Origin of the sequence: Spirochaeta isovalerica (genome assembly GCF_014207565.1) — a bacterium.
Classification (GTDB): Bacteria; Spirochaetota; Spirochaetia; order DSM-2461; family DSM-2461; genus Spirochaeta_F; species Spirochaeta_F isovalerica.
Map to the genome: position 1 here is coordinate 1,021,440 of NZ_JACHGJ010000001.1, position 25,744 is coordinate 1,047,183.

The following is a 25,744-nucleotide window of genomic DNA, read 5'->3' on the forward strand; positions in this document are numbered from 1 at the left end:
AAGGTCCGTTCACATGAGAAAAGCACAATTGGAGAATGGGAAAATGGGAAGAACACTTACCGGCATTAAAAGAATAAACAGTACATTTGAGAATATTTTTACATACGAAGAGTTTCGCGCTCTGATCACTTATGAAAGATCGCGGTCCGACCGGAACGGCAGTGTTTTTTCGATCATTGTTCTGGACACATCACAAAAGCAGCAGAAAAGCCTGAAGAATATTGTCAATAAGATTACTCATGTAGCCCGGACGATTGACTGTATAGGCTGGTATGAAGATGACAATATTGCCATTCTTCTGCCTGACACCCGGGAAGAAGGGGCTATCGTTTTCGGAAATAAGCTGGTAAGTGAATTGAATCTTATTAAAGAAAACATTCATCTGGAGATTTATTCCTACCCCGATCACTGGCTGTCCAATATGGATGAAAAAAAAACAGCTAAAAACAGAAATAACAATAGTCTGAAAAATATGATGGAACGGCAGTTTGTCATGAAAATGCCCTTCTGGAAAAGGGCTCTTGATATTTCTGTGTCAATTTTGATGATTATTCTATCCTCCCCTATTCTTTTGTTTACGGTTCTGTATATCAAGATCGTGTCTCCCGGGCCTGTTTTTTTTACTCAGTCCAGAATCGGTTATAAGGGGATGCCCTTCAAGTTCTACAAATTCCGTTCCATGCATTATGGAAATAATCAGGGATACCATGGAAAACACGCCCAGAGTTTTATCAAGGACGGAGATGTTCCCATGGAAAAACTCGATGAAGCTGACCCGAGGATTATTCCCGGTGGGCGGATATTGAGAAAATCCTGTATTGATGAGATGCCTCAGCTCATTAATGTTTTAAAGGGAGAGATGAGTCTTGTGGGACCTCGTCCCTGTATTCCTTATGAAGCTGAAGAATATCTTCGGTGGCATACGCATCGTTTTGATACTGTTCCCGGAATGACGGGATTGTGGCAGGTCAGCGGGAAGAATAAGTTGACTTTTAAACAGATGATCAGGTTGGATATTCAGTATTGCAGGAATATGAGTTTAAGAAGAGATATCGGTATTATAATCAAAACTCCTTCAGCAATTGCATTTATGATAATTGAATCAATTAAGAATAAATTGGAAAATAAGCGAATTACTGATTTTCAAAGGCATCAGGTTCAAAAATCTTCAAAACCTATTATTTAATGAAAACACATCTCTAATTATCCCACAAAAAAATGAAAAAAATACTTTTAGGCAAGATTCATGCTGATTTTGTATCCATGAATGAAGCAATAGAAATAATTATAAACAGGGCTAAAACAAAACAGGGTGGATATGTTGTAACGCCCAATGTTGATCATATAGTCATTGCAGAAAAAAATAAATCCCTTGTAGAAGCATATGCAAACGCATTTCTATCACTAGCTGATGGAAAACCAATTATATGGATGAGTCATATCGCTGGATATCCATTACTAGAAAAAGTATCCGGATCAGATCTGATAAAGCCGCTCCTCCAGAGGGCGGCAGAGGAATCTTTGAGAGTATATTTCCTAGGTTCTGCTCCGGGAGTTGGTAAAACTGCAGCTGAAATATTATGTAACGAAATACTTCATTTGAAAGTTGTTGGCGTAGACTCCCCACCTATGGGATTCAATTCTGATCCGGAACTGGAAAAAATCGCAAGAGAGAAAATGCTTAAGTCAACTCCGGATCTTGTTCTTTTTGCTCTTGGTGCTCCCAAACAGGAGTTACTTATGTATCGCTGGCAAAAAAATGATGAAACAATAGTGATGATCGGAATCGGTGCAGGTCTGGATTTTATTTCAGGAAAAGTGAAAAGAGCCCCATCCTGGATGTCTCACTCAGGTCTGGAATGGTTATACAGATTAAGCCGTGATCCGAGAAGGCTTGCTAGGAGGTATCTCGTTCGGGATATTGGAATATTTCCCATATTCTTTCGTATGTTGAGAACACCGAAATCTCAGAGAGTAAAAAAATACATTCAGGAGACACGGAGTAATTAATGGTTTATGATTTTAAAGGTTTCAGGGTTCTTGTTCTTGGCGGGGCTGGTTTTATTGGAAGGAGTTTATGCCAATTACTTCTTGATAATGGAGCTGCAGTCCGATGCTTAGATAGGGGAAAGCCCCAGGGCGATCAATACCTTGAGGATCTGAAAAATGAAATGGAATGGGTATCGGCTGATTTTTCTGATGAACAGAAAATCAGAGAAGCAGTGGAAGGGATGGATTATATTTTTCATCTAATTTCGACAACAATTCCAGCGTCTTCGAACCAGGACCTTCTATTTGATTTAACATCAAATGTGGTTCCAACTCTTAAATTATTGGATATCGCCAAAGATGCGAAAATAAAAAAACTGATATTCATATCTTCCGGTGGTACTATATACGGAATCCCTCATTCCGTTCCCATACCAGAAAATCATCAGACAAATCCACTTTGCGGATATGGGATTCACAAACTTGCAATAGAGAAATACCTGAGTCTGTATTACTATAACTTCAATTTAAATTATTCCATTCTACGTTTATCCAATCCATACGGATATGCTCAAATTTCTGATAGACCGCAAGGAGTAATAGGGAAGTTTATCTATCAAGCGCTCAGAAACAAACCTCTGGAGATTTGGGGAGATGGAAGTGTTGTTCGTGATTATATTTATATTGATGATATACTAGACGCATTTCTTCGAGCTATGCTCTATGAAGGAAAAGAAAAAGTATTTAACGTCGCTTCCGGAATAGGACATTCCTTGACAGATATCATTTCTTACATTGAAGGTGCCGCAGGGTATCCTTTAAATGTTTCCTTTTCCAGTTCTCGTCATGTAGATGTTCCTTTGAACGTCCTCGACATCTCTCGTATTAAAACAGAACTGGGTTGGTGTCCCGAGACGGACATGGCAACTGGAATCGGAAAACTATTTGAATACAGCCGGCAATTGAAGAACTTGAAATGAAAAAACGGATTTGTACTATTATAATAAACTATAAAACTGCCTTGATTACCCGGAATTGTGTTGAAAGCCTGGTACCTCAACTGAACTCAGATGCCGACCACATTATCATAGTTGACAACAATTCTGGTGATGCGGAAATTGAACTTCTGAAGAGCGGACTCATGGATTTCACATCTGCCGGAATTGTAACGATTCTTCCTCTTAATGCAAACAATGGCTTTTCTTCAGGTAATAATGCTGGAATTACTGCCTGTCCTGCAGAATTTTACTTACTAGCGAATTCGGATACTCTTTTCCTCCCGGGAGCCATTACCGGACTTCTTGAAGGAGCATCAAAACACCCAGATGCAGGTCTGCTCAGCCCCAGGCTTGAATGGCCTGATGAAATTCCTCAAGTATCGTGCTTTAGATTTCCTTCCCCCCTTACTGAAATCATACGCTCAGCCAATACTGGTCCAATTACTAGTTTATTCAGAAGATATGATGTGCCGCTTGCCCCTGAGAAACATGTCACTCACCCGGAATGGACAAGTTTTGCCTGTGTGCTGATACGAGATAAAGTAATAAAAAAAATCGGTTTACTGGACGATGGTTTTTTTATGTACCATGAAGATATTGATTATTGTCGCAGACTTCGCCAAGCAGGTTTTAATATCGTCAACTGGCCGGAGGCTAGAGTTATACATTTGCAGGGAAAGAGTTCAGAAGTTGATAATAACAAGCGCGAAAAGAAATCTCTTCCTGATTATTTCTACCACTCCCGAGCTCGTTATTACAGAAAATATTACGGAAATATAGGATTTCTTACCGCGAATATTCTCTGGATTATCGGTCGCGGGATTTCAATGTTCCGTCAGGTTTTTATGGGCAATGAAAGACCCGTTCCCCAACGGGAGTTTTTCAATATATGGAAGTCGAAGTCTCTGCGTAAAGGCATGTAAATTGATTGAGAATATATAAGGCGAAAAAGCTGATGACAGAAGATAAAAATCCAGAGGTCGGAGCCGTTGTAATAGGCCGAAATGAAGGAGATAGATTGAAACTCTGTCTTTCTTCAGTTATAGCTCAGATTGAGACTGTAGTATATGTAGATTCAGGATCTCATGACGGAAGCCCCGAATATGCGGCCACTCTTGGTGTAGAAATAGTAGACCTTGACATGAGTATACCATTCAGTGCAGGACGAGCGAGGAATGAAGGTTTTAATAGACTTCTACAACTTGGCAAAAAACTTGAATTTGTGCAGTTTATCGATGGTGACTGTGAATTAAACGGAAACTGGATCACATACGCGAAACAATTTTTAACAAAACAGTCCTCTTATGCCATAGTAAGCGGCCTATTAGAAGAAAGAAATCCTGAAAAAAGCATATACAATGAATTGTGCAATATTGAATGGAAGAGGCCCGAAGGTGATGCACTTTCTTGCGGGGGAATATTCCTGGCAAGAATTACAGCAATTTCTTCTGTCAATGGTTTTAGCTCTGAAATGATTGCCGGGGAAGAACCTGAACTTTGTTTCAGATTAAGACAAAAAAACTGGAAAATATATAATTCAGGTATAAATATGGCATTACACGATGCGAATATGCTTTACTTTAAGCAATGGTGGAAAAGATCTGTTCGCAGCGGTTATGCTTACACTCACAGGTATTTTATCCATACGTATAACAACGATGAATACCTGAAAAAAGCGACAATTCGGATATGGTTCTGGACTATAATACTGCCCTTCTTTGCATTTCTTCTTTCTATTATGATAAGTCCATTATTTATGATAACCTTATTGGCTTATCTTGTTCAATTGATCAGGAGTTACAGACACACTTTACGATTTACAAGGAATAAAAGAACATCATTTCTTTATTCTTTTTTTAATGCCCTCGGGAAATGGCCTCAGCTGATCGGACAGATCACTTTTATTTACAAAAGATTGAAAAATCAACAAAAATCTATTATTGAGTATAAATAATGTTTAAATCTCTGGTTCGTTACTTTATAGCTTTCGTCTCCTTTTACACAGGGACAACCATATTTGCAGAATCAAAATTAAAAAAGTCCTTAACAATATTATGCTATCACAGAGTTCTTCCCAAGCATGAAAAAAATTCTTCACTATTTCCTGATCTGATTGTTACTCCGGAGACATTTAATCTTCATTGCCGGGTTCTCGCTCGTCATTATGATATTTATCCGCTTTCTGAAGCTTGTGATTTAATGCGGAAAGGATATAAGTCCAAACGGCCGTTAGCTATTATTACCTTTGATGATGGTTATTGTGATAACATTGAATATGCTTCACCTATACTGGCTTCACATGGATTAAGAGCGACTTTCTTTATTATAACGGGATTGATTGGAAAAGAGGAATATCCCTGGTATGATAAACTCAGCCATGCAGCTGATGTTTGTATATCAAAAGGAATACTAAAAGAAAATCTTGAAAATTCATTATTACACTACTTATTCGAAAACGGGAATAATCCGACTTTAAAGGAAATTGTACAGGCAGCTAAAAAGATATCTTCAGAAGACAGGTCTTTGTTAATTACAAAATTATTGAAAGCATCCGGATCAGAGATTCCAGACTCGGAATTAAATCGGATTATGTCGGATTCTGAAATTAAGTCTCTACAAAAGAAAGGTCATGAAATTGGATCCCATACTGTTTCTCATGAAATTCTTTCACTTTTAAATGAAAATCAGCTCACCTATGAAGTTACTAAAAGCAAAGAAATACTTGAATCCCTTTTAAAATCATCAGTACGAAGTTTCTGCTATCCCAATGGGGACTATAATTCTACTACTTTGGAAGCTGTAAAGGCCGCTAAATATTCCTATGCCTGTACAACTTTCAAAGGAAAAAACTCTATTTTGTTTTCACCATTCGAATTAAAGCGCTGGTTTCTCCATGAAGACCGTTTGCTATCTCCTGTAGGCAAACCTTCTTCCCTTTTGTTCAGACTTGAGATCTCGGGTTTAGCTGATCGTTTTTTCAGGAGAAAACCCATTAAATGAGCATATAGTAAATGAAAATAGCCTACATAGTCAGTAAATATCCTGCGGTATCACATACTTTTATCCTCAACGAAATACAAGCCCTGAGAGCTCTCAAGGTCGAAATCAGCACTTTTTCCATCCGAAAAGCTGAAATTAGTGATATTCTTGGTGATATTGCATCAAAAGAAGCGAAAGCAACTCGCTCAATACTACCAATTCCTGTTGTGGAATTATGTAAATCAATTGGATGGTGTCTTTTACATCGTCCTTCAGAACTAATGAAAGTCACTTATAATTACATTGTAAAACAAGGTGTATTAGTCGAGAAAATCAAATGGTCAGCTTATCTATTTGAAGGTGTGCTGTTGGCATACTGGCTGATTAAAGATCAATACGACCATTTACACTGCCATTTTGGAAACAGCGGATCAAATACAGCTTTAATTGCTTCATTAATTGCTCATGTTCCCCTAAGCATCACTTTTCACGGATCGGAATTGAATTCTCCTATATCTTTTCGTATACCAGAAAAAGTCAATAAAGCTGCATTCATTGCGTGTATAAGTAAGTATGGAAGAGCTAAGTTGATGCATATATGTAAAAGAAGCGATTGGGATAAGATCAAAATAGTAAGATGCGGAATAAAAGAACCTGAACCTTCAGAATATCCAGTTAATATCGATGGAGAACAGCAAATTCTCTGTGTCGGACGTCTATCCCCGGAAAAAGGTCATCATATTCTACTCGATGCTTTTGAAATCATACAGAAAAGAAATAATAAAGTCTCTATGATACTGGTAGGTGACGGACCGCTAAGGGAAGAATTGGAAGAACGTGTAGGTTCACTACAAATACCGGCAAAAATAATGTTTACAGGCTCTTTGGAACCTGAAAAAGTATCTGATCTATACAAGTCATCTTCTCTAGCTGTTCTTGCAAGCTTCAGTGAAGGTGTTCCCGTTGTCCTAATGGAAGCCTTTTCTCATGGTAGACCTGTTGTTGCGACATTTGTAGGAGGAATTCCTGAACTTGTGGAGAACGGTATAAATGGACTGCTTGTCCCTCCGAGTGATTCTGAAAACCTAGCTGATGCAATCGAAGAAATTCTAAGGAACCCGAAACAAGCTGAAGAAATGGGTTTAAATGGTGTTCTAAAAATTAATAAAGAATTTAATGAATTGGTTTCAGCAAAAAAATTAAAAAATTTGTTTGAAACTAGTATCTTTCAGTCTTAATTTGACAGGAGCAGATTTTTTACTATGACAATAAAACCAGTATCAATAACCAGAAATATTACAGACAATTCCCGAGGTTTTTTAGCAAAGATCAATTGGGAAAATGAAACCCTGGTTGAAATTATAATTAATGAATCAACAAAAGGTCATCAAGCAACTTATTATGAGCATGAATCAGGGGATCTTCTTTTAATTTGTATTGGACACCTATACTCTATAAACGCTAAATCCTTTTCAATAAATGAATCACTCGAGTTGTTGGCAAAAATCTATAAATCTGATGATCTTGATACATTAAACTCAGCAATTGGTGGTGGTATCTTTACTTTGCTAATCATCGATAAACTTCTAAATAAAATCATTGCACTGACTGATTTTCTCGCATGCATGCCATTATTTCATCAGGAAATAAATAATGGATATCTTCTGGGAACCAATCAATTTGATTTTCCTGAATCAGACAATCCATCTCTTATAGCTTGTGGAGAATATCTCTCTTATGGATACCTTCCATTTCACGAATCACTTTTCGCGAAAGTTCATCGAATAGGGCCAGGTCAAATAATCAAGATAAATTGTGCTGATTCGGGGATCGTTATTGTTTCTGAAAAAAAATATCCAAAATATCCACCACAGGAAAAAAGGATTGCTAATGAAGATGAAGCTATTATGCAACTGGATACATTACTTTCGAAGTTTTTTTCAAGATTAGGTAACGAACCGATCGCTGCAGGTTTAAGTGGAGGTTATGATTCCAGGCTTATTGCAGCGTACTGTAGAAAGAAAGCAATACATCTGGTGACTTATGATAATCCCAAAACAAAGGAAGCCTGTTATGCTAGGCAAGTAGCTGATATATTAGGTCTCCAGACAGAGGTCTTTAATATTCCCGGGGATGCTCCGAGCCGATTTTCTGATGATTTTTTCTATGGTATGGGAACAATAGATAGCTTGGAAAGCAGTCATGTTTTTGGAAATCTAAATATACTTATAAAAGACAAACCTTCATATATCATTGATGGTCATATCGGTGATGTTGTCTTTGGCGGAGGTTTTTATTCAAAACTAAAATCAGATAGTGAGCCCTTATGGAAGTATCTCATTGGAATCGATAAATATCAGTCTGCAAAAAAGGAAAATGTTGTCTACTTAAAAAAACTATCCTCTGGATATGGACGTAAAATTGACGGTTTAAAAAAAGAGTTAGCAAATCAAGTTGATGAATATGGAAATAAAGTTCTTTTCTCTCTAATAGAAAACCTGAAAGAAAATTGCCACTCTCATTCTGATATTGTCGAAATACTGTTGCAAGTCTTTCGCGGAGCAGCATTGGCTTCAGGAGGACCTGTTACCTTCTTACGAAGAACTCCGACTCTATGTCCCTTCTATGATAAAGAGATATTTTTTACTTGCATGTCTATAGACAAATCATTGCGTGCTGGAGATCGTTTGTATAATGCCTTTTATCGTCACATTTTTCCTGAATTGACTGATATTCCAAAGGAAAACACAAGGGGGACTGCGTCTCAAGGAGTAATATTTTATCGAATGACACACTTAAAAAATGCATTACTTCGAAAAGTTGTGAGGTATCTGCCGAATATGATGCAAAAAGGAGGAGGTGTCGGTGGAGATATAGATGATTTCCTTGATCAATATCTTAATAATGAAACAAATGTGAAATTTTTCAAAAGCATTTTAGCAAATACTTCAATCAGCATTAAAGAGATTAAGTCTCATCTCTTAGACTTCACAACAATCGAAGATAACAAAGCTCTTTATTTGAGATATATTTCCTTAGCATTTCTTTTGAAGAAACAATAATTCATTTTATTACAGATATTTAACCATAAAAGCTTAAAATCAGATTATTTTGCGTTATCTTTGTCATATCTTATGATTTTTTCACAGATTTATTATCGCAGGATATTATACTAAGACATTAATCTTGGAAAATATCAGTACAGATATTCGGAGGTAGAAATGGGTAATCTTGATGAAAGGACATTGTATAGAATATTTCACTTTTTTTTAAGATATACATTATTATTAGAAGTAATATTATTATTAATCAATTCTGCAAATAGCTTTGCTCAAGAGGTTCCTTCAGGAATACGCATTGTTGCATCTGAGCCTGTTCGATTGTATGATTCAGTCACATCAAGTAGAACAGGCGGCGTAGCGCCCCTCAGTGTTCACTTTTCTACCAACTTCACCTGCGAACCAGAAGATGCATCAGCTTTTCATATTTATGATTACACTTGGGATTTTGGAGATCCTTCAAGCGGTAACTGGGGTACTACTGGTAAAACAAAAAATATAGCAAAAGGTGGAATTGCTGCCCATATCTTTGAGGAACCAGGGACGTTTTCAGTAAAGCTCACTGTAAGAGATCAAAAAGGGATAATAGATACAAAATCTTTTACAATTACTGTTATAGATCCAGATGTCTACTATTCAGGTTTAAAAACAACCTGTGTAAATCCTCTGGGGGATAGTGATTTTTCTATTGCTCCTACAGGAGCTCGTCTAATTTCAACAGATGATTTATCAACTATTACTCAATATGCTACTGCTGGTAGCAGAATTCTCTTTAAAAGGGGTGCAACATGGACTACTTCAGGATTAACATGGCCCAATAATAGCGGACCCGTGACTATTGGAGCGTATGGAACAGGTATTTTACCTGATGAAAAAGGAATCTTTTCAAACGCTCCAATTATCAGAGTTGACTCTGGCACGTTTTTGCCTATCGATTATAAAAGAGACTGGCGCATTATGGATCTACATTTAAGTGATTCATCAAAAACAAATGGTTCTTTTGGAGGGGCAACAGCGTTTCAGAAGATTTTGTTTCTCAGACTGCAGATCGATGGCTTTAATATCCCTCTTGCCTGGACATTTTGGAATAATCCGGATCAGAATCTCCAAGCAGATCAAATGGCTGTAGTCTCATGTGATTTATCATCTGGAGCTACCAATATCATGTATGTAGGCAGCGAACGATTAGCATTATTAGGAAATAATGCTAGAGACGCAGATCTTTCACATGTAGTAAGAGTATGGCAATCTTATCAAGGAATAATCAGCCATAACATGTTTTCCGGCTCAAGTTTAACATCTAGTGCAGGAAGACATGCTCTAAAATTACACGGACCCAGTGAAAGCATTATATACTCTTCCGGGTGGGATCATTTAGGATTTAGAACAGAATTCTCAATTATTTCAGATAATATTTTTGGCAGTTCAGGACCGGCTCCTATTGCTATAAAAGCACAAAATGATCAAGAAGATGAAAGATTATCAAACATTATTTTTGAGCGGAACTTATATTCAGCCGAATATGGAAATCCAAGTCCAGCATCAATTCCACCTCAAGCAATTTACACTTTTCATGCTCAACAATTGACTGTACGTAATAATATAATTGATGCGACAGGCTATGGGTCCGACGATTTTGATGGAATCATGATAAGTAGCAGTGGAGTTGTTCCTGTACCAGTAGATATATGGATATACAACAATACAATTTATAAACCAGATATGCCTTTATGGGGAAGACGAGGGATAACAATTGATGCTGGAGTTGAATCAGCTATAATTAGAAATAATCTTGTTTCATTTCCGGGGACAATAAATGGTAGTGTTTTAATTAACGATAATGGAGTTAATACAATCAAATCAAATAACTTATTAAATGGAACTATTTATTTTGTTGATCCAGAAAACATTTCACCCTTATTACGATCTTTTGACTTAAAACTGAACTCATATAGTGCTATTGATCAAGGTTTATATATTAATTCAATATTTGATGATTTTTCTGGCGGTTCTAGACCTCAAGGAAACGCATTTGATATTGGTGCTCATGAATAATATACTATGAATTTATTTGTTTTTCTTATTCTTTTAGTCTAAAAAATCTTTTCTAAGAAATGAAAACTGAATAATAAAAGGCTGATACGGAAATATAATGAACATTACTTTTGTTTGTCCTGCTCAAGTTAAATCGGGGGGAACCCGTGTAATTGCAATATATGCTAAAAAGCTTATAGAAAAGGGTCATAGTGTAACAGTAGTTAGTCCTATTATTAATAAACCTAAAATAAAAAACCAAATTAAATCTCTTATTAAAGAAAGGAAATGGATTAAATATGTTCCTAAATATGATTCTTATTTTGATTTCATGAACATACCAGTAAAATATCTAAAAAAACAAGGTCCAGTACAAGCTGATGATATACCTGATGGAGATATACTTGTTGGAGCCTTTTGGATTATTGCAAATTGGATAAGTAAATTTCCTCCAGAAAAAGGGATAAAAGTACATTTTATTCAAGGATATGAAGTAACACCTGGTATGAATACAATTCATATAGATGACGCTTGGAAACTACCGATGAAAAAAATAGTAGTATCCAATTGGCTCGCAAACATAAGCTATCAACTGTTTAACGATGATACGTACTCAATAGTACAAAATAGTGTCAACTTTGAATTCTTTACTGCACCGAAAAGAACAAAACAAAGTGTTCCAACAATAGGTTTTACGTATAGTGATCATTGGTGTAAAGCGCCAGAAATTGCTATTAATGCATGCAAACTTGCTTCTACTAAGTATCCAAACTTAAAAGTCTGTTTAGTGGGATTCAAACCTCCATCTCAATCTAATCTTATACCTGATGATTGGCAATGCTTTTGGGATCCATCACAAGATGAACTTCCTTTAATATATTCTCAATGTGATGCATGGTTGTGGACTAGTAGACAAGAAGGTTTTGGGCTTCCAATTATAGAAGCTATGGCATGTAGAACACCTGTAATTGGAACTAGAGCAGGTGCAGCTCCAGAGTTATTAAATGAAAATCGAGGAATCATAATTGATATCGATGACATAGAGAATATAGCAAATGCTATAACTGAAATTATTGAATTATCTAATAAAAAATGGGAATTGATGTCACAGTCTTGCTATGATTATGTTCGGGAGTATTCTTGGGATAAAGCAGTAAATAAACTTGAAAGTGTTTTTCAAGAATTGATTGATTGTTCAATATAATTGAGGTATATTAAAAACTTTGAAAATTACAACAAAATTTTATAGATCTTTGAATAAAGAAAATTTAAAAAAATTGAGTTTTAAGCAAAAAGCCATTGAATCTGCATCTTTTATTATATTTGGTTATGGAATTTCACAAGGAATAAGACTATTTGGTAATATAATATTAACACGATTACTTGTACCTGAATTATTTGGTTTGATTACTCTCGCAAGAGTATTTATTTTAGGTTTAAATCTCTTTACGGATATTGGAATTGGACCTGCCATTATTCGTAGTAAAAGGTCAGCTCAGTCTATTTTTTTAAACTCAGCATGGACGCTTCAAATTATTCGGAGCAGTATTCTTGCATTATTTTCATTATTAGTTGCCTATCCTATTTCATTATTATATAAACAACCTATTCTTATATTTTTAATTCCTTTTATTGGTTTTACTGGTTTAATTAATGGCTTTAAATCTACTTCACTTTTTATCTTAAACAAAGAACTAGAGCAAAAAAAAATAGTATATATTGAAGTAGTAATTCAATTGATTAGTTTAATTTTTACGATATCTATAGCATATTACTTCAGAAATATTTTTGCACTTCTAATTGGTGATGTTGTGTCTTCTATCATTAGAGTATTTTGGAGTCATATACTTAATAAGGATACACGGAATAGGTTTCAATTAGAGAAGAGCTCTGTTAAAGAAATATTTTCTTTTGGAAAATGGATATTAATAGCAACGGCTATGACTTTTTTGGCAGGACAAACAGATCGCATATTACTTGGAAAACTTTTTTCAATGACTATACTTGGTGTATATACAATTGCTATTAATTTTGCAGAAATTCCTAAGGAAATAATATCAAAACTAAGTAGTAATGTAATTTACCCACTAATTGCTAAATATCTTGACAACTCTCGGGAAGAACTGAGAATCAAAATTCGAAATCAAAGAGGAAAGTTCCTTTTAATAATAGCATTTTTGATTGGAATTTTTTCTTCCTTTTCAGATTACATAATCTATTTTCTATATGATGAACGATATTATAAGGCCGCATGGATTTTACCATTATTGACTATAGGGATGTGGCCATTTATTTTAACGACATCTATAGATGGAAGTCTTTTTGCTATTGGAAAACCAAAATATCATGCTCTAGCAAACTTTATAAAATTTATTTATATGTTAATTGCTTTACCAATCTCATTCAGATTCGGTGGATTTTTCGGAGCAATTATTGCAATAGTAATTAATGATATACCTTCTTATATTGTCATTAATTATGGTCTGGCAAAAGAAAAACTATCCTTAATCTCACAAGATACTATAATAACATTTGTCTTAATTATATTCACTTTACTTCTATTATTATTACGTTCTTTTATTGGCTTAGGAATGCCTGGTATGAACTATATTTGATATTATTATCTTAGTTCTTTATTTAAATGTTGAAAAATTAAAATTTAAATATAGCTGTTAAAAATATAAAAATTGATTAAATATTACTATTATGAAAAGGTCATTCATTTACATGGAAAATAACATTTTATATAAATATACTAGAACATATTTTGAGTTTCTTCGTAAACTTGACAAATCATTAAAATTTAAAAAGCTGTTATTCATTTCTAAGAAAATAAATATTTCACAGTTAATGGAAACAACGATTGTATTTGCTCCTCATCCAGATGATGAAGTACTTGGTTGTGGTGGAACAATTGCACTAAAAAGAAAGTATAATTGTAAAGTATTAATTGTTTACATGACAAATGGAGAAAATGGAAAGCTAGAAAAATTTAAGCCTGAATTTTTAGGAAAAATGCGTCAAAAAGAGGCTATTTTATCATCCCAAAAACTTATGGTTTCTGAATCAAATATCTTTTTTCTCGGCTTTAAAGACGGAAAGCTATCAGATGATTATATTAAGGCATTGATCAAAATTAAAAAAATTTTAAATTACTATAAACCACAACAAATATTTATTCCATTTGAAAATGATGGTCATCCAGATCACACTGAAACTAATAGAATTGTAATTAATGCATTAAAATCAGTGAACTTTTCCTTTACAGTCTTTGAATATCCATTGTGGATATGGCTTCAATATCCATGGATTCGAGAAACATCAATAAAACAATTTGTTAAGAAATTTATAAAATCTAATATTTCGAATTCAAACTTCAATTTGATTAAGAATTTAAATACTTATGTAGATATTTCCACTACAATTAACAAGAAATCTTCAGCTCTCAGATGTCATGAAAGCCAATTAAATAGAAATAATTTTTCAAATATCAATTCTTTATACGATGTAGGTAATGGTGAGTTTTTGTCATATTTTCTAAAAAAACAGGAGTTTTTCCACAAAAAAAGAAGCTTTTTATAAAATTTTGGCATTCTTCTGTTATGGGATTTAAATTTGTTTATTCAATATAGTAATTTTTTTCCGAGGTAAATGTATTTATGAGTAGATTAGTAAATAAGGTTAAAAAAAAAATAAGAGAGCCTCTTGGCCACTTCTTTTTAAGTTTAACAAATATTATTTGGGGTAATTCAAAAGTTGCGAATTTTTATATTAGACCATTTGTTTTATCTTTAGCTGGAGTAAAAATTGGTAGTAATTGTGTAATAATGAAAATTGATATCAATGGTGTATTTAGTAATCTTCGAATAGGAAAAAATACATGGATAAATAGAAATGTGCTTATAGAATGTCATGGAAATGTTAGTATTGGAAATCATGTTGGCATCGGTCCTAATTTTACAGTTATTTCTTCAACACATGATATCGGACATAACTATTCAAGATGTGGAGAAGAGATTCTTTATCAAAGTGTAGCTATTGGTGATGGTGTATGGATTGGTGCGAATTGCTTTGTAGGTCCCAATACTACAATTGAAGATGGTTGTGTTTTAAGTTCAGGTTCTATATTACAAAAATCGATACCCAAAAACTCCATTGTAGCTGGAAATCCTGCAAGAATAATTTCACATATCGATGGAGAAATAATTAAAATTGATTGATACTGTTTTATAATGATATTAATAGATTTTTTATTCATAAGGACTAGGTATTAAAATGATTATAGACCATATTGGAATAGTAGTAAAATCACTTGAAAAATCAATTCTTCATTGGGAAAATGTTTTTGGTTATAAACAATATACTACGATAATTACAAATACAAGACAAAAAGTAAAAGTTGTATTTCTAAAAAAAAATAATTCTATAATGATTAAATTAGTATCACCTTTATCTGAAAATTCTCCGATATTCCAATTTATGAAAAAAGGAGGAGGAATTCATCATCTTTGTTTTAAATGCAATGATATTAATGAACAATTGATAGATTTAAAACAAAAAAAACTTAGAATCCTTGTACCTCCCCAACCTGGAGAAGCTTTTATGAATCAAAACATTGCATTTGTTTATGCAAAAGAAGGACTAAATATAGAATTAATTGATACAGAAATTAAAACAGGGATTATTAAATGATCATAATAATATAGTCAATTCTTGAGAATTAGTAATCTCTTATCCTTCATAACTATTTAAAATATCTATTTTCTTTGCTGTAATCCTCACCTGATCCCCTCCCTGAAATACCTTACTACTGAGGTAAGCATGTATCTGGAAGAAAACATGAAACTTGATTCATCAATGGATTTAAATTCTAAAAATAATGATTATTTAAGATCAATTGATGGGTGGCGAGCAATCTCTATCATATTTGTTCTACTATTTCATGGAAAAGAACAAATTTATGATTTTTGGGGAAATTCATCTATACTCACAATTCTAACAAATACAGGATTGTTAGGTGTTAGATTTTTTTTTGGAATTAGTGGATTCTTAATAACTTATAAAATATTAAATGAGATACAGAATAAAAAATTCCTCTTAAAAACATTTTACATAAAAAGACTTTTTAGAATATTCCCAGCTCTTTTATTATATTGTATAACAATTGCTATATTGAATTTTACAAAAATAATTAATTTTAATTTATTTGAATTACTCAGTGGTCCATTATTTTATGCAAATTTCATTAACAAAGGATGGTATACTGGTCATTTCTGGTCTCTTTCTGTTGAAGAACATTTCTATTTATTCTGGCCTATAACGCTTATTTCTTTTCAATTATACAAAAAGAAGAATATAATTTTTTTATTTATTTTATTAATAGTGATCTGGAGATTTATTTCTTGGCGGTTTTCTTTTTATCGTTCTCCTAGCTTATTTTGGGGTCGAACAGACATTCAAATCGATGGTTTATTATGGGGAGGGGCTATAGCGATAATATATAAGACAAATTTAAAATCTTCATTATTTGATAAATTGTCTTCATCCTATATTACAATTCTTTTATTCTTCTTTATTTTTGCAACAAGTTCAATATTAAAATATAAATATTATCAGTTAGATTTTCTATTTTACTCACTAAATGCATCACTAATACCTATAATGCTTTTTTCTACAATTCATAATAAAAATAATATTATATCAAAGTTTTTAGAATTAAGTGTGTTTAGATTTTTAGGGAAATTGTCATATAGTATATATCTTTGGCAACAATTATTGATTACACCTTTAGAGAATAAAGTTCCTACATTATTTTTTCTTCAGAGATTTCCAATTAGTTTTCTTGTTACAATTTTTTTATCACTATTAAGTTATTATCTAGTTGAGAAAAAATTCATTTTGATAGGCTATAAATTATTAAAGAAACAAAATTCATCAATTCTTGCATAAAACTGAAGATTATTATGCACTTGATACTTCTAAAACATACTTATAATATATAAGTATATATTCAAGTTTAATTCATTCTAAATTGGTTTCTTTTGTATTAGCATAAATATTTATTTGATATGATATTTTTGGTTAATAGAATTGAAGCTATTTTTAACTTTTATATACATTATAGCATCTTTCTTAGGACTCTTTTCTTTCCCCAAAATAGGATTTTCCATTGATATTGTCGTAAGTATTTTCGAAAATCACGGTTATTATAGCGTGGTTTAAGAAGAATAGCGCTTTTTAGCCATCCCCACAAAATAGCCAAGCTACCAAGTATATAAGGTTTCTGATTTAATCTAAACAAAGAACTAGCAATTATAAAGAATAATCCAGTTCCCATAAAATACTGACCGTAACCATGCCGAATTCTTCCTGTATATATACTGTTTTGACTTGACCCCATGGGTCTTAAGTGAATGAAACGCAGTTCTGGTTCATCCCAGCTGCATGCTATCCAACCCTTCATTCGACATAGATGACAATCAATTCCATCCCACATAACTTCACTTACAAACCCTCCAATATCTATAAAACTTGTTGTTCTGTAAAACTTCGTCATTCCTAATGACATATCATCACCATGTCGTTCAAAAATCAACCGATTTCCATTCTTTATATACGCTTTACCGCTACAAGTTGCAATCTTTGGGTTTTCTTCCATACGTTCGATAAGAATTTCAAAGTATTTAGGAGGAAGGCTCAAGTCAAGATCAAGCTTACATAGATATTGAAAATCCATTGGATTGATAACATTATATCCTTGATAAAACGCTTCAATTACACCAGGACCTACAGAACGTCTTCCTCGATTAGCTCTTGTAACAACTTGTATGAATGGATATTTCATCTCGTATTCTGCCAATATTTTAGGGGTCTCATCAGTAGAACCATCATCAACTATTATCCACTTGCTTGGTAGAATAGTTTGAGAGAGTACAGAATCAAGAGTAATTTTCATGTATTCAGCTTCATTTCGGCATGGAGAAATTAATACATAACTTCGATTCATAGTTAAAATTTGACTCAAAATTTCAGTTTCCTTAATATTTTTATATTTTATATAATAAAAAAGTATGCTAATTTTTATCTAAATAATTTTATATGATATATCTATTTGGTTGCAATAATCATTTCCTTTATTTACTATAATTAAAATTTTTTAAATACTTTAATGAATCCAAAAGAGACATCTATGCATAAAACAAAGAGAATTAAGGCTTTTTACCCCAATTTTTTTAGAGATAAACTTATTTCATATGTAGTAATACGATTAGTTTATTTTTTTAGGAATGAAATCGTTGAATCAGATGTTATGGGTTATTGTTCAAAGAAAGGTTTTGATAAAGAGATTTATGAGAAATTGACTGTTAATGATTTTGTAGGAACTCGTTCAAAATCCAAAGTTTATTATAACGCTATACCACCAGGTATAACCTGGTCAATAATACAAAAAATATTTTCAATAAAGCAAATTAGATCATTTTCTGAATGGTGTTTTTTTATGAGTCTGCAGAAAGGAGATATCGTTTACTTATGGCCTAATGCTTCATTAAAACTATATTATAAATTAAAAACATCAGGGTTTATAATCGTAAGTGAACGAATAAATACACTTCTCCAAACAAGCCATCAAATCTTAAATAAGGAATATAATAGACTCGGAATTACACCACAAGAACCTTTTTCTACTGAAGAAATAGCAGAAGAACTTGAGTGTATGAATCTTTCTGATTATATCTTTAGTCCAAGTCCTAGTGTCACCGAATCAATACTTCGTGTCGGAATTTCACAATCTAAGATCCTTCAAGTAAGTTATGGCTTAGAAGAAGATGAGATCATCTACAATGAAAATTACAAGTCTTCAAAAACGACAATTACAGCTCTTTTTGTTGGAACTATATGCCTTCGCAAAGGTGTCCATTTATTATTGTCATCATGGGAAAAAGCAAATGTTAACGCTCGACTCATTTTCATAGGTAATATCTCCCATGAAATTGCAAATCTTTTCAGCACTTCAATAAAAAATCTTCATAATATTGAGCATATAGGTTTTGTCGATGATTTGAATCCTTACTACAAAGGAGCTGATTTTATGATATTGCCTAGCCTTGAGGAGGGCAGCCCTCTTGTAACTTATCTTGCACTTGGTGCAGGTCTGCCCTCAATTGTTTCACCTATGGGTAGTGGAGGAATTATTCAAGATGATGTAGAAGGTTTTGTCATTGACCCTTTCAATGAAAATGAGTTTGTCTCAGCTATACAAATGATGGTCAACAATTCAGAAATTAGGAACAAAATGGCACAAAATTCAGTAAATAAAGCCAAGGATTATGTATGGGAAAAAGTTGCTTATAGAAGACGGGAGTTGCTTTTTTCCAAGTTATCAAATCTTCATAAAGACCCAAATTTGAAAAAAGAAAATTAAACTTTATGTATATAACGAATTATATAGCCCTATTCGGGTGGATTATAGTTTCAATAAAACTTTTTTACTCATTACCTTCAAGGCAAGCAGTTTTTATAACAATAATGGGAGCATTTCTCTTTTTACCCATGTCAAAGATTGTTTTTCCTTTACCTCTTTTACCCGATATAACAAAGGGAGTAGTAATTGCTTATGGTTTATTGCTTGGTGAGCTTATATCAAATAAAAAATTAAATTCTCCTTTAAAGTTATCAATTGTGGATCTTCCTATGTTATTGTTTTGTATAGCAGTTCCCCTTGCCTCATCTCTATCTAATGGACTTGGATTATATGATGGTATAGTTTCAATAATCAATAATTATTTAACTTATGGTGTACTCTTTTGGGCAGGAAGACGCTATTTTAACAAGCCAGAAGATCTTCGAGCTCTTACAATAGGAATGGTTTATGGAGGATTGATTTGTGTCCCGTTAGTTATTTTTGAAGTGAGAATGAGTCCTCAACTTCATACTTTAGTTTATGGTTTTTTTCAGCACTCTTTTCTTCAACACTTCAGGCAAGGTGGTTTTCGGCCTATTCTTTTTATGTCACATGGACTTATGGTTGCCCTTTGGATGTCAATTACAACAACTTTATGTTTCTGGTTATGGCAATCTCGAAGTGTTAAATATTTTTGGAAAATCCCGGCAGGCCCAACTTTTTTCCTTTTAGCAATTTCTACTATCTTATGCAAATCAGCAGGAGCTATATCATTTATGTTAATAGGGATTTCATCTTACTTTGTTTATAGAAGACAATCATCTTTTAAACACTTAAAATGGTTAATATTGCTTATTCCAATTTATCTTTACTTTCGAATTTCAAACCTGATAACTGCATCAGTAATTGAAAGCATGGCTGGTAATTTGTTTAGTGATGAAAGAGTTTCATCATTGATGGTGAGAATAATGCAGGAAGATTTATTTGGAGATAAGGCAGCTCTTCATCCTCTCTTCGGTTGGGGTTGGATGGATCGCGCATGGCCGGTTGATCCTGGAACAGGAGAAGTATTGGTCCAGATGGTTGACGCCTTCTGGATTATTATATTCAGCACAAAGGGATTTTTTGGTCTGATAACGATTTATCTTGCATTGGGTTTTGGATCTTATTCTATCTTATTCGGTATGGTCAAACCTAATCATTTTATTAATCTTAAAAGTTCACCATATAAAGTGGACGCAGTAGTTCTCAGTATTGTTATAACTATTTTTCTATATGATACACTATTAAATGGTATGGTCACGCCGATTTATATTTTATGTACAGGAGCACTAACAAGTTGCTATACTAATTGCAAGACAGAAAGATTTTCTGAAACTTATACTGAAGAAATATCAATCAATAAAATAGATATTAATTAATAATTTCAAATAGAGGAAACAACTTTTGCAGGGATTCCAACCACAATTTCATTTTTTGCAACATCTTTAGTAACTACAGCATTTGCACCTATTTGAACATGATCTTCAATTACGACTGACCCAATAATTTTGGCACCAGCACCTATGTCAACATGTCCTTTAATTTCCGGAACTCCACCTGCTCGTGTGGTTCCTATTGTAACCTGATGATTAATCAAACAATTGACACCTATGATTGCATCGGGATGTATGACAATGCCATTTGGATGAGGAATAAGAAGTCCACCTCCGATATTACAATTCAAAGGAATATCTGCTCCACTTACTGTTGACCAGAATATATGGCGGAAAACACAATATTTACATATCAGTTTTGCGATTTTTCCTTTTCTCTTCTTCCATTTCTGGTAGGTTCGAAGAGAAAGAAGAAGTTTCCGCCCTGGATCCCAGAATCGCCGAGGTCTTTCACGTTCCCAGTCCGGTTCTATTGCGGAAGTATAATTATCTTCTATTGAAATTGCCATTTTTTAACTTCTCTAAGATAAAGTCCGGAATCAGATTCTTAAGAATTTGCGGAGCCATATGCAGATATCTGGTAGTCCTTCTCTTCTGCTCGATATCTCCATATACCCTTTTCAACTGCTCCACCGTTATCCCTGCAGCTCCCGCCACTTCCTCATCTCCCAAGCTATTATTCAATCCATACAAACACAAATCCATTTTGTCATATGGTAAAGAGAAGTAAAACTCATCCTGCCCTTGTGGCATGGAATAGGTATCGGTCGTCGGAAGTCTCTTAAGAATATTTTCTGGAACACCGACATAGGCTGCCATTTGATAAACCTGAGTTTTATACAGATGAGCTATAGGCTTTATATCCGCTGCCCCGTCTCCCAGTTTCACAAAAAAACCCTGATCATACTCCTGTAGGTTGGGAGTACCAGTTGTGGCAAAATTCAGCCTGTCCGCATGGTAATACTCCAGCATTTTCCGGACTCTCTGCTTGAAATTTGTCGCCGCAACAATCTCCAGATAAGCCTTAGGAGTCAACCTCTTTTTAACAATCTTACCATCGGGACTCTGGGCAACCACGGAAAAAATCCTTAGAGAATCAGAATTGATGACACTAGGTAGAACTATTTTAGCCTTCCAATCCTTTGTATATTCAGGAATGACTTTTCTATAAGCTTCATCCTGCTTCTCATAACATCCAAGAGAATCGAGAATCGGGCTGATATTAACATACTCATAATCAATTCCGAAATTCTCAGCAACACTTCGGCTCAGTTCCAAAGTTTCTTCTGAAGAATGCTTTTCCGGCATCAGGAGACCGAAAACCCGCTCTTTACCCAATGCTTTCACAGAAAGACCAGCGACAGTGCTGCTATCGATCCCTCCTGACAATGCCACAACTACACCTTGCCTCTTCAATTTCATTGGTACGGTTTCAACAATAAAATCTGTTATCGCCTTGCATTCTTTCTCAAGATCAAGTTTGAGTGTTTCTATTGAAAATTTATCTGTCATTCTCAATTCTCCCTTTTCACTTTTTTTTCTTTCAAATTGTTTTTCATAATCTTTCCTAATTTGTTTTGGGGAAAGAACTGGTGATTGTTTATACTGACTCTTTTAAAACAATAAATAAACTTTTTTTAATCATTGAATAAATAAATAATTGAAAAAGTAATGTTTCAATCATATAGTGTTATTTATGAAAAAAGCCACGATTTTTTTATTCATCGGACTATTTTTTTTACCAGTTTTACTATCATGCAAAAATCAGGAAACAGCAATGACAGATTACAGTATAGAAAAATTGAACATCGATAAACTGGCTGATAAATACATCTACTTCGGCCATCAGTCAGTCGGGAAGAACATCCTCGATGGCATTGCAGAAAGTGGTATCAATATACAAATTTCCGAAATTACTGAAATCGGAGATAAGAATACTGGTTTCATTCATTCTTATATTGGAGAGAATACCAATCCTTTATCGAAACTTGAAGATTTTTCAGAAACAATAAAATCAATTAATGGCGAAATTGATATTTCGATTATTAAATTTTGCTATATTGATTTTAATGAAAATACAGATATTCAATCTTTACTTTCTAATTATATGAAAGTCTTTGATCAACTACATGACGATTATCCCGGAATACTGTTTGTTCATATGACAATACCGCTCGTTGAACAGCAAAACGGAATTAAAGCCTTTGTAAAAAGGATTCTTAAGCGGCCGATTTATGGTTCAACTGAAAACCTGGTAAGGCAGGATTTTAATGCTTTACTACGAGAAAACTATGCGAATATCTTCGATCTGGCAGCCATTGAATCGACTCGTCCTGATGGAACACGATTAGAACATATGCTGAAAGGACGGAAATATTACAGCCTCTATCCAGGATATACCGACGATGGTGGCCATCTCAATGAAACTGGCAGACGGATTGTTGCTTACGAACTGCTAAAATATTTATCAGAAATGGATACAAAATAAAAGGAGACAATATGGCTGAACTCGGCATCAAAGACAAAAAGGAAATAATTCAGGAAATAAGGAAGTTCATAATCGGGAATTTTCTCTTTGGAAATGCTTCGGAAATGGTAGGTGAATCGGATTCCTTCATGGAAAACGGAATCATCGATTCCACTGGGATTCTAGAGCTGATCGAACATGTTGAAGAACAGTACTCCATCACTGTGGAAGATGATGAACTGATCCCAGAGAATCTCGATTCCCTGGAAAATATCTCCGCGTTCATTCAGAAAAAAAATAACTGAATCAGACTCTGTCAACGATATGCTCGGGACTGGAAAACTTCTTTTCTGGTCCCTTTTCTTTTCTAATAATCTGTTTGAAATTTAACATGGTTGAAATTATCCCCACAATCCTCATATTATCAGTATTACCCATTTTCTTTTCAGGCTTCTGTGTGCATTTTTTTACAAAACGACTGACCATCTCAGGCTGGAATATCCCAGCTTCTTTCAGCATTTCCATCGACAGAATCTCTTCCATCCATTCATGCCTTCCTGATTCGAAAAAGAAACTCTGTGCGTCGGGAGCCCGGTAGGGCTGCTTAGGTCGATGGATTATTGACTCAGGAATGATATTTTTGAAAGTCTTTTTCAGCAGATATTTTTCTAATAAACCATTTAGTTTCAGATCAGCCGGTAGATTGTCGGCAAAATCGTTGAATATGTGATCAAGAAAAGGGAAACGCCCTTCTACCGAATTTCCCATGAGCATTCGATCTCCCTGGGCTGATAGAATATAACCCGAGAGCAGTGTTCTGTATTCAATCCACTGATCCCGCTGAAGAGAATTCCACTTGGAGAACTGCTCCGGAAGGGTGGACTGCAGAGCATGAATGACGCTCGCAGATGATACAGTCCCCAGAAAATCAGGATTGAACATCTTTAAAATATTTGATGCAGTTTCCCACCGAGTTCTGTGAGATAGGAAAGGATCTGTAATATCCAGATTTTTACTAAAAAAAGACTTTGCAAAAGCCGGAGTATTGGTTGGCGACCGTTCCATCCAGGGGTAGAGTTGCCCGATCAGTTCCAGATTCTCAGAAGAGTTGGGATTCTTCGCTATAATACGCCGCACTTTTGCTTCCCGGAAGATATCGTAGCCAGCCAGGGTCTCATCAGCCCCCTCACCTGTTACGACAACCTTGAATCCCGATTCCCGCACGAGGCGGGACAAAAGAAAGAGAGGCGCCGGAGCGGTTCTCAGAATCGGTCTTTCCGCATAATAGACAACTTCCGGGAAAACAGAACCAATATCCCGATTGGAAATCATAATACTGTGATGCTCTGTACCTAGCTTTTCAGCCATCTCGTTCTGATAGATTCCCTCATCAAATTCGGAATCTTCAAATCTCAAGGAAAAGGTGTTCAATGAAGTAGTATACTGACTGACCAGTGAAGCCGTTATCGAACTATCAATTCCACCTGAAAGATAAGCTCCAACAGGAACATCACTTCGTGTAAAACGTAGTCGGCAGGCTTCACGCAGCTTCTCTTCCAGGATCTCTAGATATTCTCTTTCACTTTTTACTGGTTCAGATTGGAAACTGATTTCCCAATAAGGCTTGATTGTCATTTTACTATCTTTATATATAGCAAAAGTCCCTGGAAGTAATTCACAGATTCCTCTGTATGCAGTTTTAGGAGCCACCGGACTCCAGTACGTAAAAATCTCTGTCATACCATCGGGATCAAATGCTCGTTCCAAAGAATTATCACAAAATAGGGCTTTTATTTCGGAACCGAATAAAAATCTACTCTTTCTATCCGCATAATACAATGGACGAATCCCATGACGGTCTCGAGATAAAATCAGTTCCTTTTTCCTTGTATCCCACAGTGCAAATGCCCACTGCCCATTAAATTTCTCAAAACAATCCTGTCCCCACTCTTCCCAGGCATGAACAATGGTTTCCGTGTCACTTTTTGTTTTGAACTTATGCCCTTTAGCAATTAATATGTCTCTCAATTCTAGATAATTGAAAATTTCTCCATTAAAGGTAATCCATAGAGTTTCATCTTCATTCGAAAGAGGCTGAGCTCCAGTCGACAAGTCAATAATGGAAAGCCTGGTATGACCCAGACCAGCTTGTTTATCCCTGTAATACCCACATGAATCGGGTCCTCTATGGTAGAGAGAATCAATCATTTCCCTCAGTAGAACCTTAGAAGGAATCTTTCCGTTGTTCTCAATTATTCCGCAAATACCGCACATTATCATCCTCCTGTTTGTTTTCATTAGTTTAAGATAAAAAACAGCTGAGTAAAACTTGTTTTTTTTTAAAAGCGACTTATAATGTTTAACAATTACGAATAAAGGGA

At 34.4% G+C, this 25,744-nt stretch carries 23 protein-coding genes; 19 read left to right on the forward strand and 4 right to left on the reverse strand.

What is annotated here, in order from left to right:
• The first annotated feature begins 43 nt into the window (after nt 1-43).
• The 15 genes from HNR50_RS04470 to HNR50_RS04540 all read left to right on the forward strand — a co-directional run bounded on the left by HNR50_RS04470 (nt 44) and on the right by HNR50_RS04540 (nt 17,008).
• Nucleotides 44-1,186, forward strand: a complete 1,143-nt coding sequence (locus HNR50_RS04470; protein WP_184744250.1) for a sugar transferase — start codon at nt 44-46, stop codon at nt 1,184-1,186.
• A gap of 32 nt (nt 1,187-1,218) precedes the next feature.
• Nucleotides 1,219-2,010, forward strand: coding sequence for a WecB/TagA/CpsF family glycosyltransferase (locus HNR50_RS04475; protein ID WP_184744252.1), 792 nt, complete (start codon nt 1,219-1,221; stop codon nt 2,008-2,010).
• Complete coding sequence (locus HNR50_RS04480; protein WP_184744254.1) at nt 2,010-2,969, forward strand: SDR family NAD(P)-dependent oxidoreductase; 960 nt, start codon at nt 2,010-2,012, stop codon at nt 2,967-2,969. Before HNR50_RS04475 ends, HNR50_RS04480 begins: the two co-directional genes overlap by 1 nt.
• The gene (locus HNR50_RS04485) at nt 2,966-3,910 is read left to right on the forward strand and encodes a glycosyltransferase family 2 protein (RefSeq protein ID WP_184744256.1); all 945 of its coding nucleotides are present in this window, start codon (nt 2,966-2,968) and stop codon (nt 3,908-3,910) included. The genes HNR50_RS04480 and HNR50_RS04485 overlap by 4 nt, the downstream gene beginning before the upstream one ends.
• Before the next feature lie 32 nt (nt 3,911-3,942).
• Complete coding sequence (locus tag HNR50_RS04490) at nt 3,943-4,941, forward strand: glycosyltransferase family 2 protein (protein ID WP_184744258.1); 999 nt, start codon at nt 3,943-3,945, stop codon at nt 4,939-4,941.
• Complete coding sequence (locus HNR50_RS04495; protein ID WP_184744260.1) at nt 4,941-5,987, forward strand: polysaccharide deacetylase family protein; 1,047 nt, start codon at nt 4,941-4,943, stop codon at nt 5,985-5,987. Before HNR50_RS04490 ends, HNR50_RS04495 begins: the two co-directional genes overlap by 1 nt.
• Nucleotides 5,988-5,998: 11 nt before the next feature.
• Complete coding sequence (locus HNR50_RS04500; RefSeq protein ID WP_184744262.1) at nt 5,999-7,204, forward strand: glycosyltransferase family 4 protein; 1,206 nt, start codon at nt 5,999-6,001, stop codon at nt 7,202-7,204.
• A 24-nt stretch (nt 7,205-7,228) separates the two neighbouring features.
• Nucleotides 7,229-9,028: an asparagine synthase-related protein gene (locus tag HNR50_RS04505; protein ID WP_184744264.1), complete on the forward strand. Its 1,800-nt coding sequence runs from the start codon at nt 7,229-7,231 to the stop codon at nt 9,026-9,028.
• 159 nt (nt 9,029-9,187) lie between these two features.
• Nucleotides 9,188-11,080, forward strand: coding sequence for a PKD domain-containing protein (locus HNR50_RS04510; protein WP_184744266.1), 1,893 nt, complete (start codon nt 9,188-9,190; stop codon nt 11,078-11,080).
• Between the two features lie 97 nt (nt 11,081-11,177).
• Entirely contained in the window at nt 11,178-12,263 is a 1,086-nt protein-coding gene (locus HNR50_RS04515; protein ID WP_184744268.1) for a glycosyltransferase family 4 protein, read from the forward strand.
• 19 nt (nt 12,264-12,282) lie between these two features.
• A complete protein-coding gene (locus HNR50_RS04520) occupies nt 12,283-13,674 on the forward strand; it encodes an oligosaccharide flippase family protein (protein ID WP_184744270.1) in 1,392 nt (463 codons plus the stop codon).
• Nucleotides 13,675-13,909: 235 nt separating this feature from the next.
• Nucleotides 13,910-14,641 carry a PIG-L deacetylase family protein gene (locus HNR50_RS04525; protein WP_184744272.1) on the forward strand — a complete coding sequence of 244 codons (732 nt, stop codon included), beginning with the start codon at nt 13,910-13,912 and terminating at the stop codon, nt 14,639-14,641.
• Nucleotides 14,642-14,718: 77 nt separating this feature from the next.
• On the forward strand, nt 14,719-15,279 hold the full coding sequence (locus HNR50_RS04530) for an acyltransferase (protein WP_184744274.1): 561 nt from the start codon (nt 14,719-14,721) through the stop codon (nt 15,277-15,279).
• 55 nt (nt 15,280-15,334) lie between these two features.
• The gene (locus HNR50_RS04535) at nt 15,335-15,751 is read left to right on the forward strand and encodes a VOC family protein (protein ID WP_184744276.1); all 417 of its coding nucleotides are present in this window, start codon (nt 15,335-15,337) and stop codon (nt 15,749-15,751) included.
• Between the two features lie 129 nt (nt 15,752-15,880).
• The gene (locus HNR50_RS04540; RefSeq protein ID WP_184744278.1) at nt 15,881-17,008 is read left to right on the forward strand and encodes an acyltransferase family protein; all 1,128 of its coding nucleotides are present in this window, start codon (nt 15,881-15,883) and stop codon (nt 17,006-17,008) included.
• 169 nt (nt 17,009-17,177) lie between these two features.
• Here the strand turns inward: HNR50_RS04540 and HNR50_RS04545 are convergent, their stop codons facing one another.
• Nucleotides 17,178-18,083: a glycosyltransferase family 2 protein gene (locus HNR50_RS04545; RefSeq protein WP_221439781.1), complete on the reverse strand. Its 906-nt coding sequence runs from the start codon at nt 18,081-18,083 to the stop codon at nt 17,178-17,180.
• A gap of 165 nt (nt 18,084-18,248) precedes the next feature.
• On the opposite strand from HNR50_RS04545, the gene HNR50_RS04550 reads away from it, so the two are divergent.
• Together HNR50_RS04550 and HNR50_RS04555 are read left to right on the forward strand one after the other, a co-directional pair.
• Entirely contained in the window at nt 18,249-19,481 is a 1,233-nt protein-coding gene (locus HNR50_RS04550) for a glycosyltransferase family 4 protein (RefSeq protein WP_184744280.1), read from the forward strand.
• A 104-nt stretch (nt 19,482-19,585) separates the two neighbouring features.
• Entirely contained in the window at nt 19,586-20,881 is a 1,296-nt protein-coding gene (locus HNR50_RS04555) for a hypothetical protein (RefSeq protein ID WP_184744282.1), read from the forward strand.
• Between the two features lie 5 nt (nt 20,882-20,886).
• Here HNR50_RS04555 and HNR50_RS04560 read toward each other — a convergent pair whose 3' ends face one another.
• Nucleotides 20,887-21,405, reverse strand: a complete 519-nt coding sequence (locus HNR50_RS04560) for a serine acetyltransferase (protein ID WP_184744283.1) — start codon at nt 21,403-21,405, stop codon at nt 20,887-20,889.
• Nucleotides 21,383-22,408 carry an NAD(+) synthase gene (gene nadE / locus HNR50_RS04565; protein WP_184744285.1) on the reverse strand — a complete coding sequence of 342 codons (1,026 nt, stop codon included), beginning with the start codon at nt 22,406-22,408 and terminating at the stop codon, nt 21,383-21,385. The genes HNR50_RS04560 and nadE overlap by 23 nt, the downstream gene beginning before the upstream one ends.
• A gap of 184 nt (nt 22,409-22,592) precedes the next feature.
• Here nadE and HNR50_RS04570 point away from each other — a divergent pair, with 184 nt between their 5' ends.
• Complete coding sequence (locus HNR50_RS04570) at nt 22,593-23,384, forward strand: hypothetical protein (RefSeq protein WP_184744287.1); 792 nt, start codon at nt 22,593-22,595, stop codon at nt 23,382-23,384.
• An 11-nt stretch (nt 23,385-23,395) separates the two neighbouring features.
• Nucleotides 23,396-23,668, forward strand: a complete 273-nt coding sequence (locus tag HNR50_RS04575; RefSeq protein WP_184744289.1) for an acyl carrier protein — start codon at nt 23,396-23,398, stop codon at nt 23,666-23,668.
• A gap of 1 nt (nt 23,669) precedes the next feature.
• Here the strand turns inward: HNR50_RS04575 and asnB are convergent, their stop codons facing one another.
• A complete protein-coding gene (gene asnB, locus HNR50_RS04580; protein ID WP_343060093.1) occupies nt 23,670-25,661 on the reverse strand; it encodes an asparagine synthase (glutamine-hydrolyzing) in 1,992 nt (663 codons plus the stop codon).
• Nucleotides 25,662-25,744: the final 83 nt, after the last annotated feature.

What these genes read in the sequence shown, in the direction of transcription:
- HNR50_RS04470 (WP_184744250.1), top strand. Translation starts at nt 44, where the DNA reads ATGGGAAGAACACTTACCGGCATTAAAAGAATAAACAGTACATTTGAG.
- HNR50_RS04475 (WP_184744252.1), top strand. Translation starts at nt 1,219, where the DNA reads ATGAAAAAAATACTTTTAGGCAAGATTCATGCTGATTTTGTATCCATG.
- HNR50_RS04480 (WP_184744254.1), top strand. Translation starts at nt 2,010, where the DNA reads ATGGTTTATGATTTTAAAGGTTTCAGGGTTCTTGTTCTTGGCGGGGCT.
- HNR50_RS04485 (WP_184744256.1), top strand. Translation starts at nt 2,966, where the DNA reads ATGAAAAAACGGATTTGTACTATTATAATAAACTATAAAACTGCCTTG.
- HNR50_RS04490 (WP_184744258.1), top strand. Translation starts at nt 3,943, where the DNA reads ATGACAGAAGATAAAAATCCAGAGGTCGGAGCCGTTGTAATAGGCCGA.
- HNR50_RS04495 (WP_184744260.1), top strand. Translation starts at nt 4,941, where the DNA reads ATGTTTAAATCTCTGGTTCGTTACTTTATAGCTTTCGTCTCCTTTTAC.
- HNR50_RS04500 (WP_184744262.1), top strand. Translation starts at nt 5,999, where the DNA reads ATGAAAATAGCCTACATAGTCAGTAAATATCCTGCGGTATCACATACT.
- HNR50_RS04505 (WP_184744264.1), top strand. Translation starts at nt 7,229, where the DNA reads ATGACAATAAAACCAGTATCAATAACCAGAAATATTACAGACAATTCC.
- HNR50_RS04510 (WP_184744266.1), top strand. Translation starts at nt 9,188, where the DNA reads ATGGGTAATCTTGATGAAAGGACATTGTATAGAATATTTCACTTTTTT.
- HNR50_RS04515 (WP_184744268.1), top strand. Translation starts at nt 11,178, where the DNA reads ATGAACATTACTTTTGTTTGTCCTGCTCAAGTTAAATCGGGGGGAACC.
- HNR50_RS04525 (WP_184744272.1), top strand. Translation starts at nt 13,910, where the DNA reads ATGGAAACAACGATTGTATTTGCTCCTCATCCAGATGATGAAGTACTT.
- HNR50_RS04530 (WP_184744274.1), top strand. Translation starts at nt 14,719, where the DNA reads ATGAGTAGATTAGTAAATAAGGTTAAAAAAAAAATAAGAGAGCCTCTT.
- HNR50_RS04535 (WP_184744276.1), top strand. Translation starts at nt 15,335, where the DNA reads ATGATTATAGACCATATTGGAATAGTAGTAAAATCACTTGAAAAATCA.
- HNR50_RS04540 (WP_184744278.1), top strand. Translation starts at nt 15,881, where the DNA reads ATGTATCTGGAAGAAAACATGAAACTTGATTCATCAATGGATTTAAAT.
- HNR50_RS04550 (WP_184744280.1), top strand. Translation starts at nt 18,249, where the DNA reads ATGCATAAAACAAAGAGAATTAAGGCTTTTTACCCCAATTTTTTTAGA.
- HNR50_RS04555 (WP_184744282.1), top strand. Translation starts at nt 19,586, where the DNA reads ATGGGAGCATTTCTCTTTTTACCCATGTCAAAGATTGTTTTTCCTTTA.
- HNR50_RS04560 (WP_184744283.1), bottom strand. Translation starts at nt 21,405, where the DNA reads ATGGCAATTTCAATAGAAGATAATTATACTTCCGCAATAGAACCGGAC.
- nadE (WP_184744285.1), bottom strand. Translation starts at nt 22,408, where the DNA reads ATGACAGATAAATTTTCAATAGAAACACTCAAACTTGATCTTGAGAAA.
- HNR50_RS04570 (WP_184744287.1), top strand. Translation starts at nt 22,593, where the DNA reads ATGAAAAAAGCCACGATTTTTTTATTCATCGGACTATTTTTTTTACCA.
- HNR50_RS04575 (WP_184744289.1), top strand. Translation starts at nt 23,396, where the DNA reads ATGGCTGAACTCGGCATCAAAGACAAAAAGGAAATAATTCAGGAAATA.
- asnB (WP_343060093.1), bottom strand. Translation starts at nt 25,661, where the DNA reads ATGAAAACAAACAGGAGGATGATAATGTGCGGTATTTGCGGAATAATT.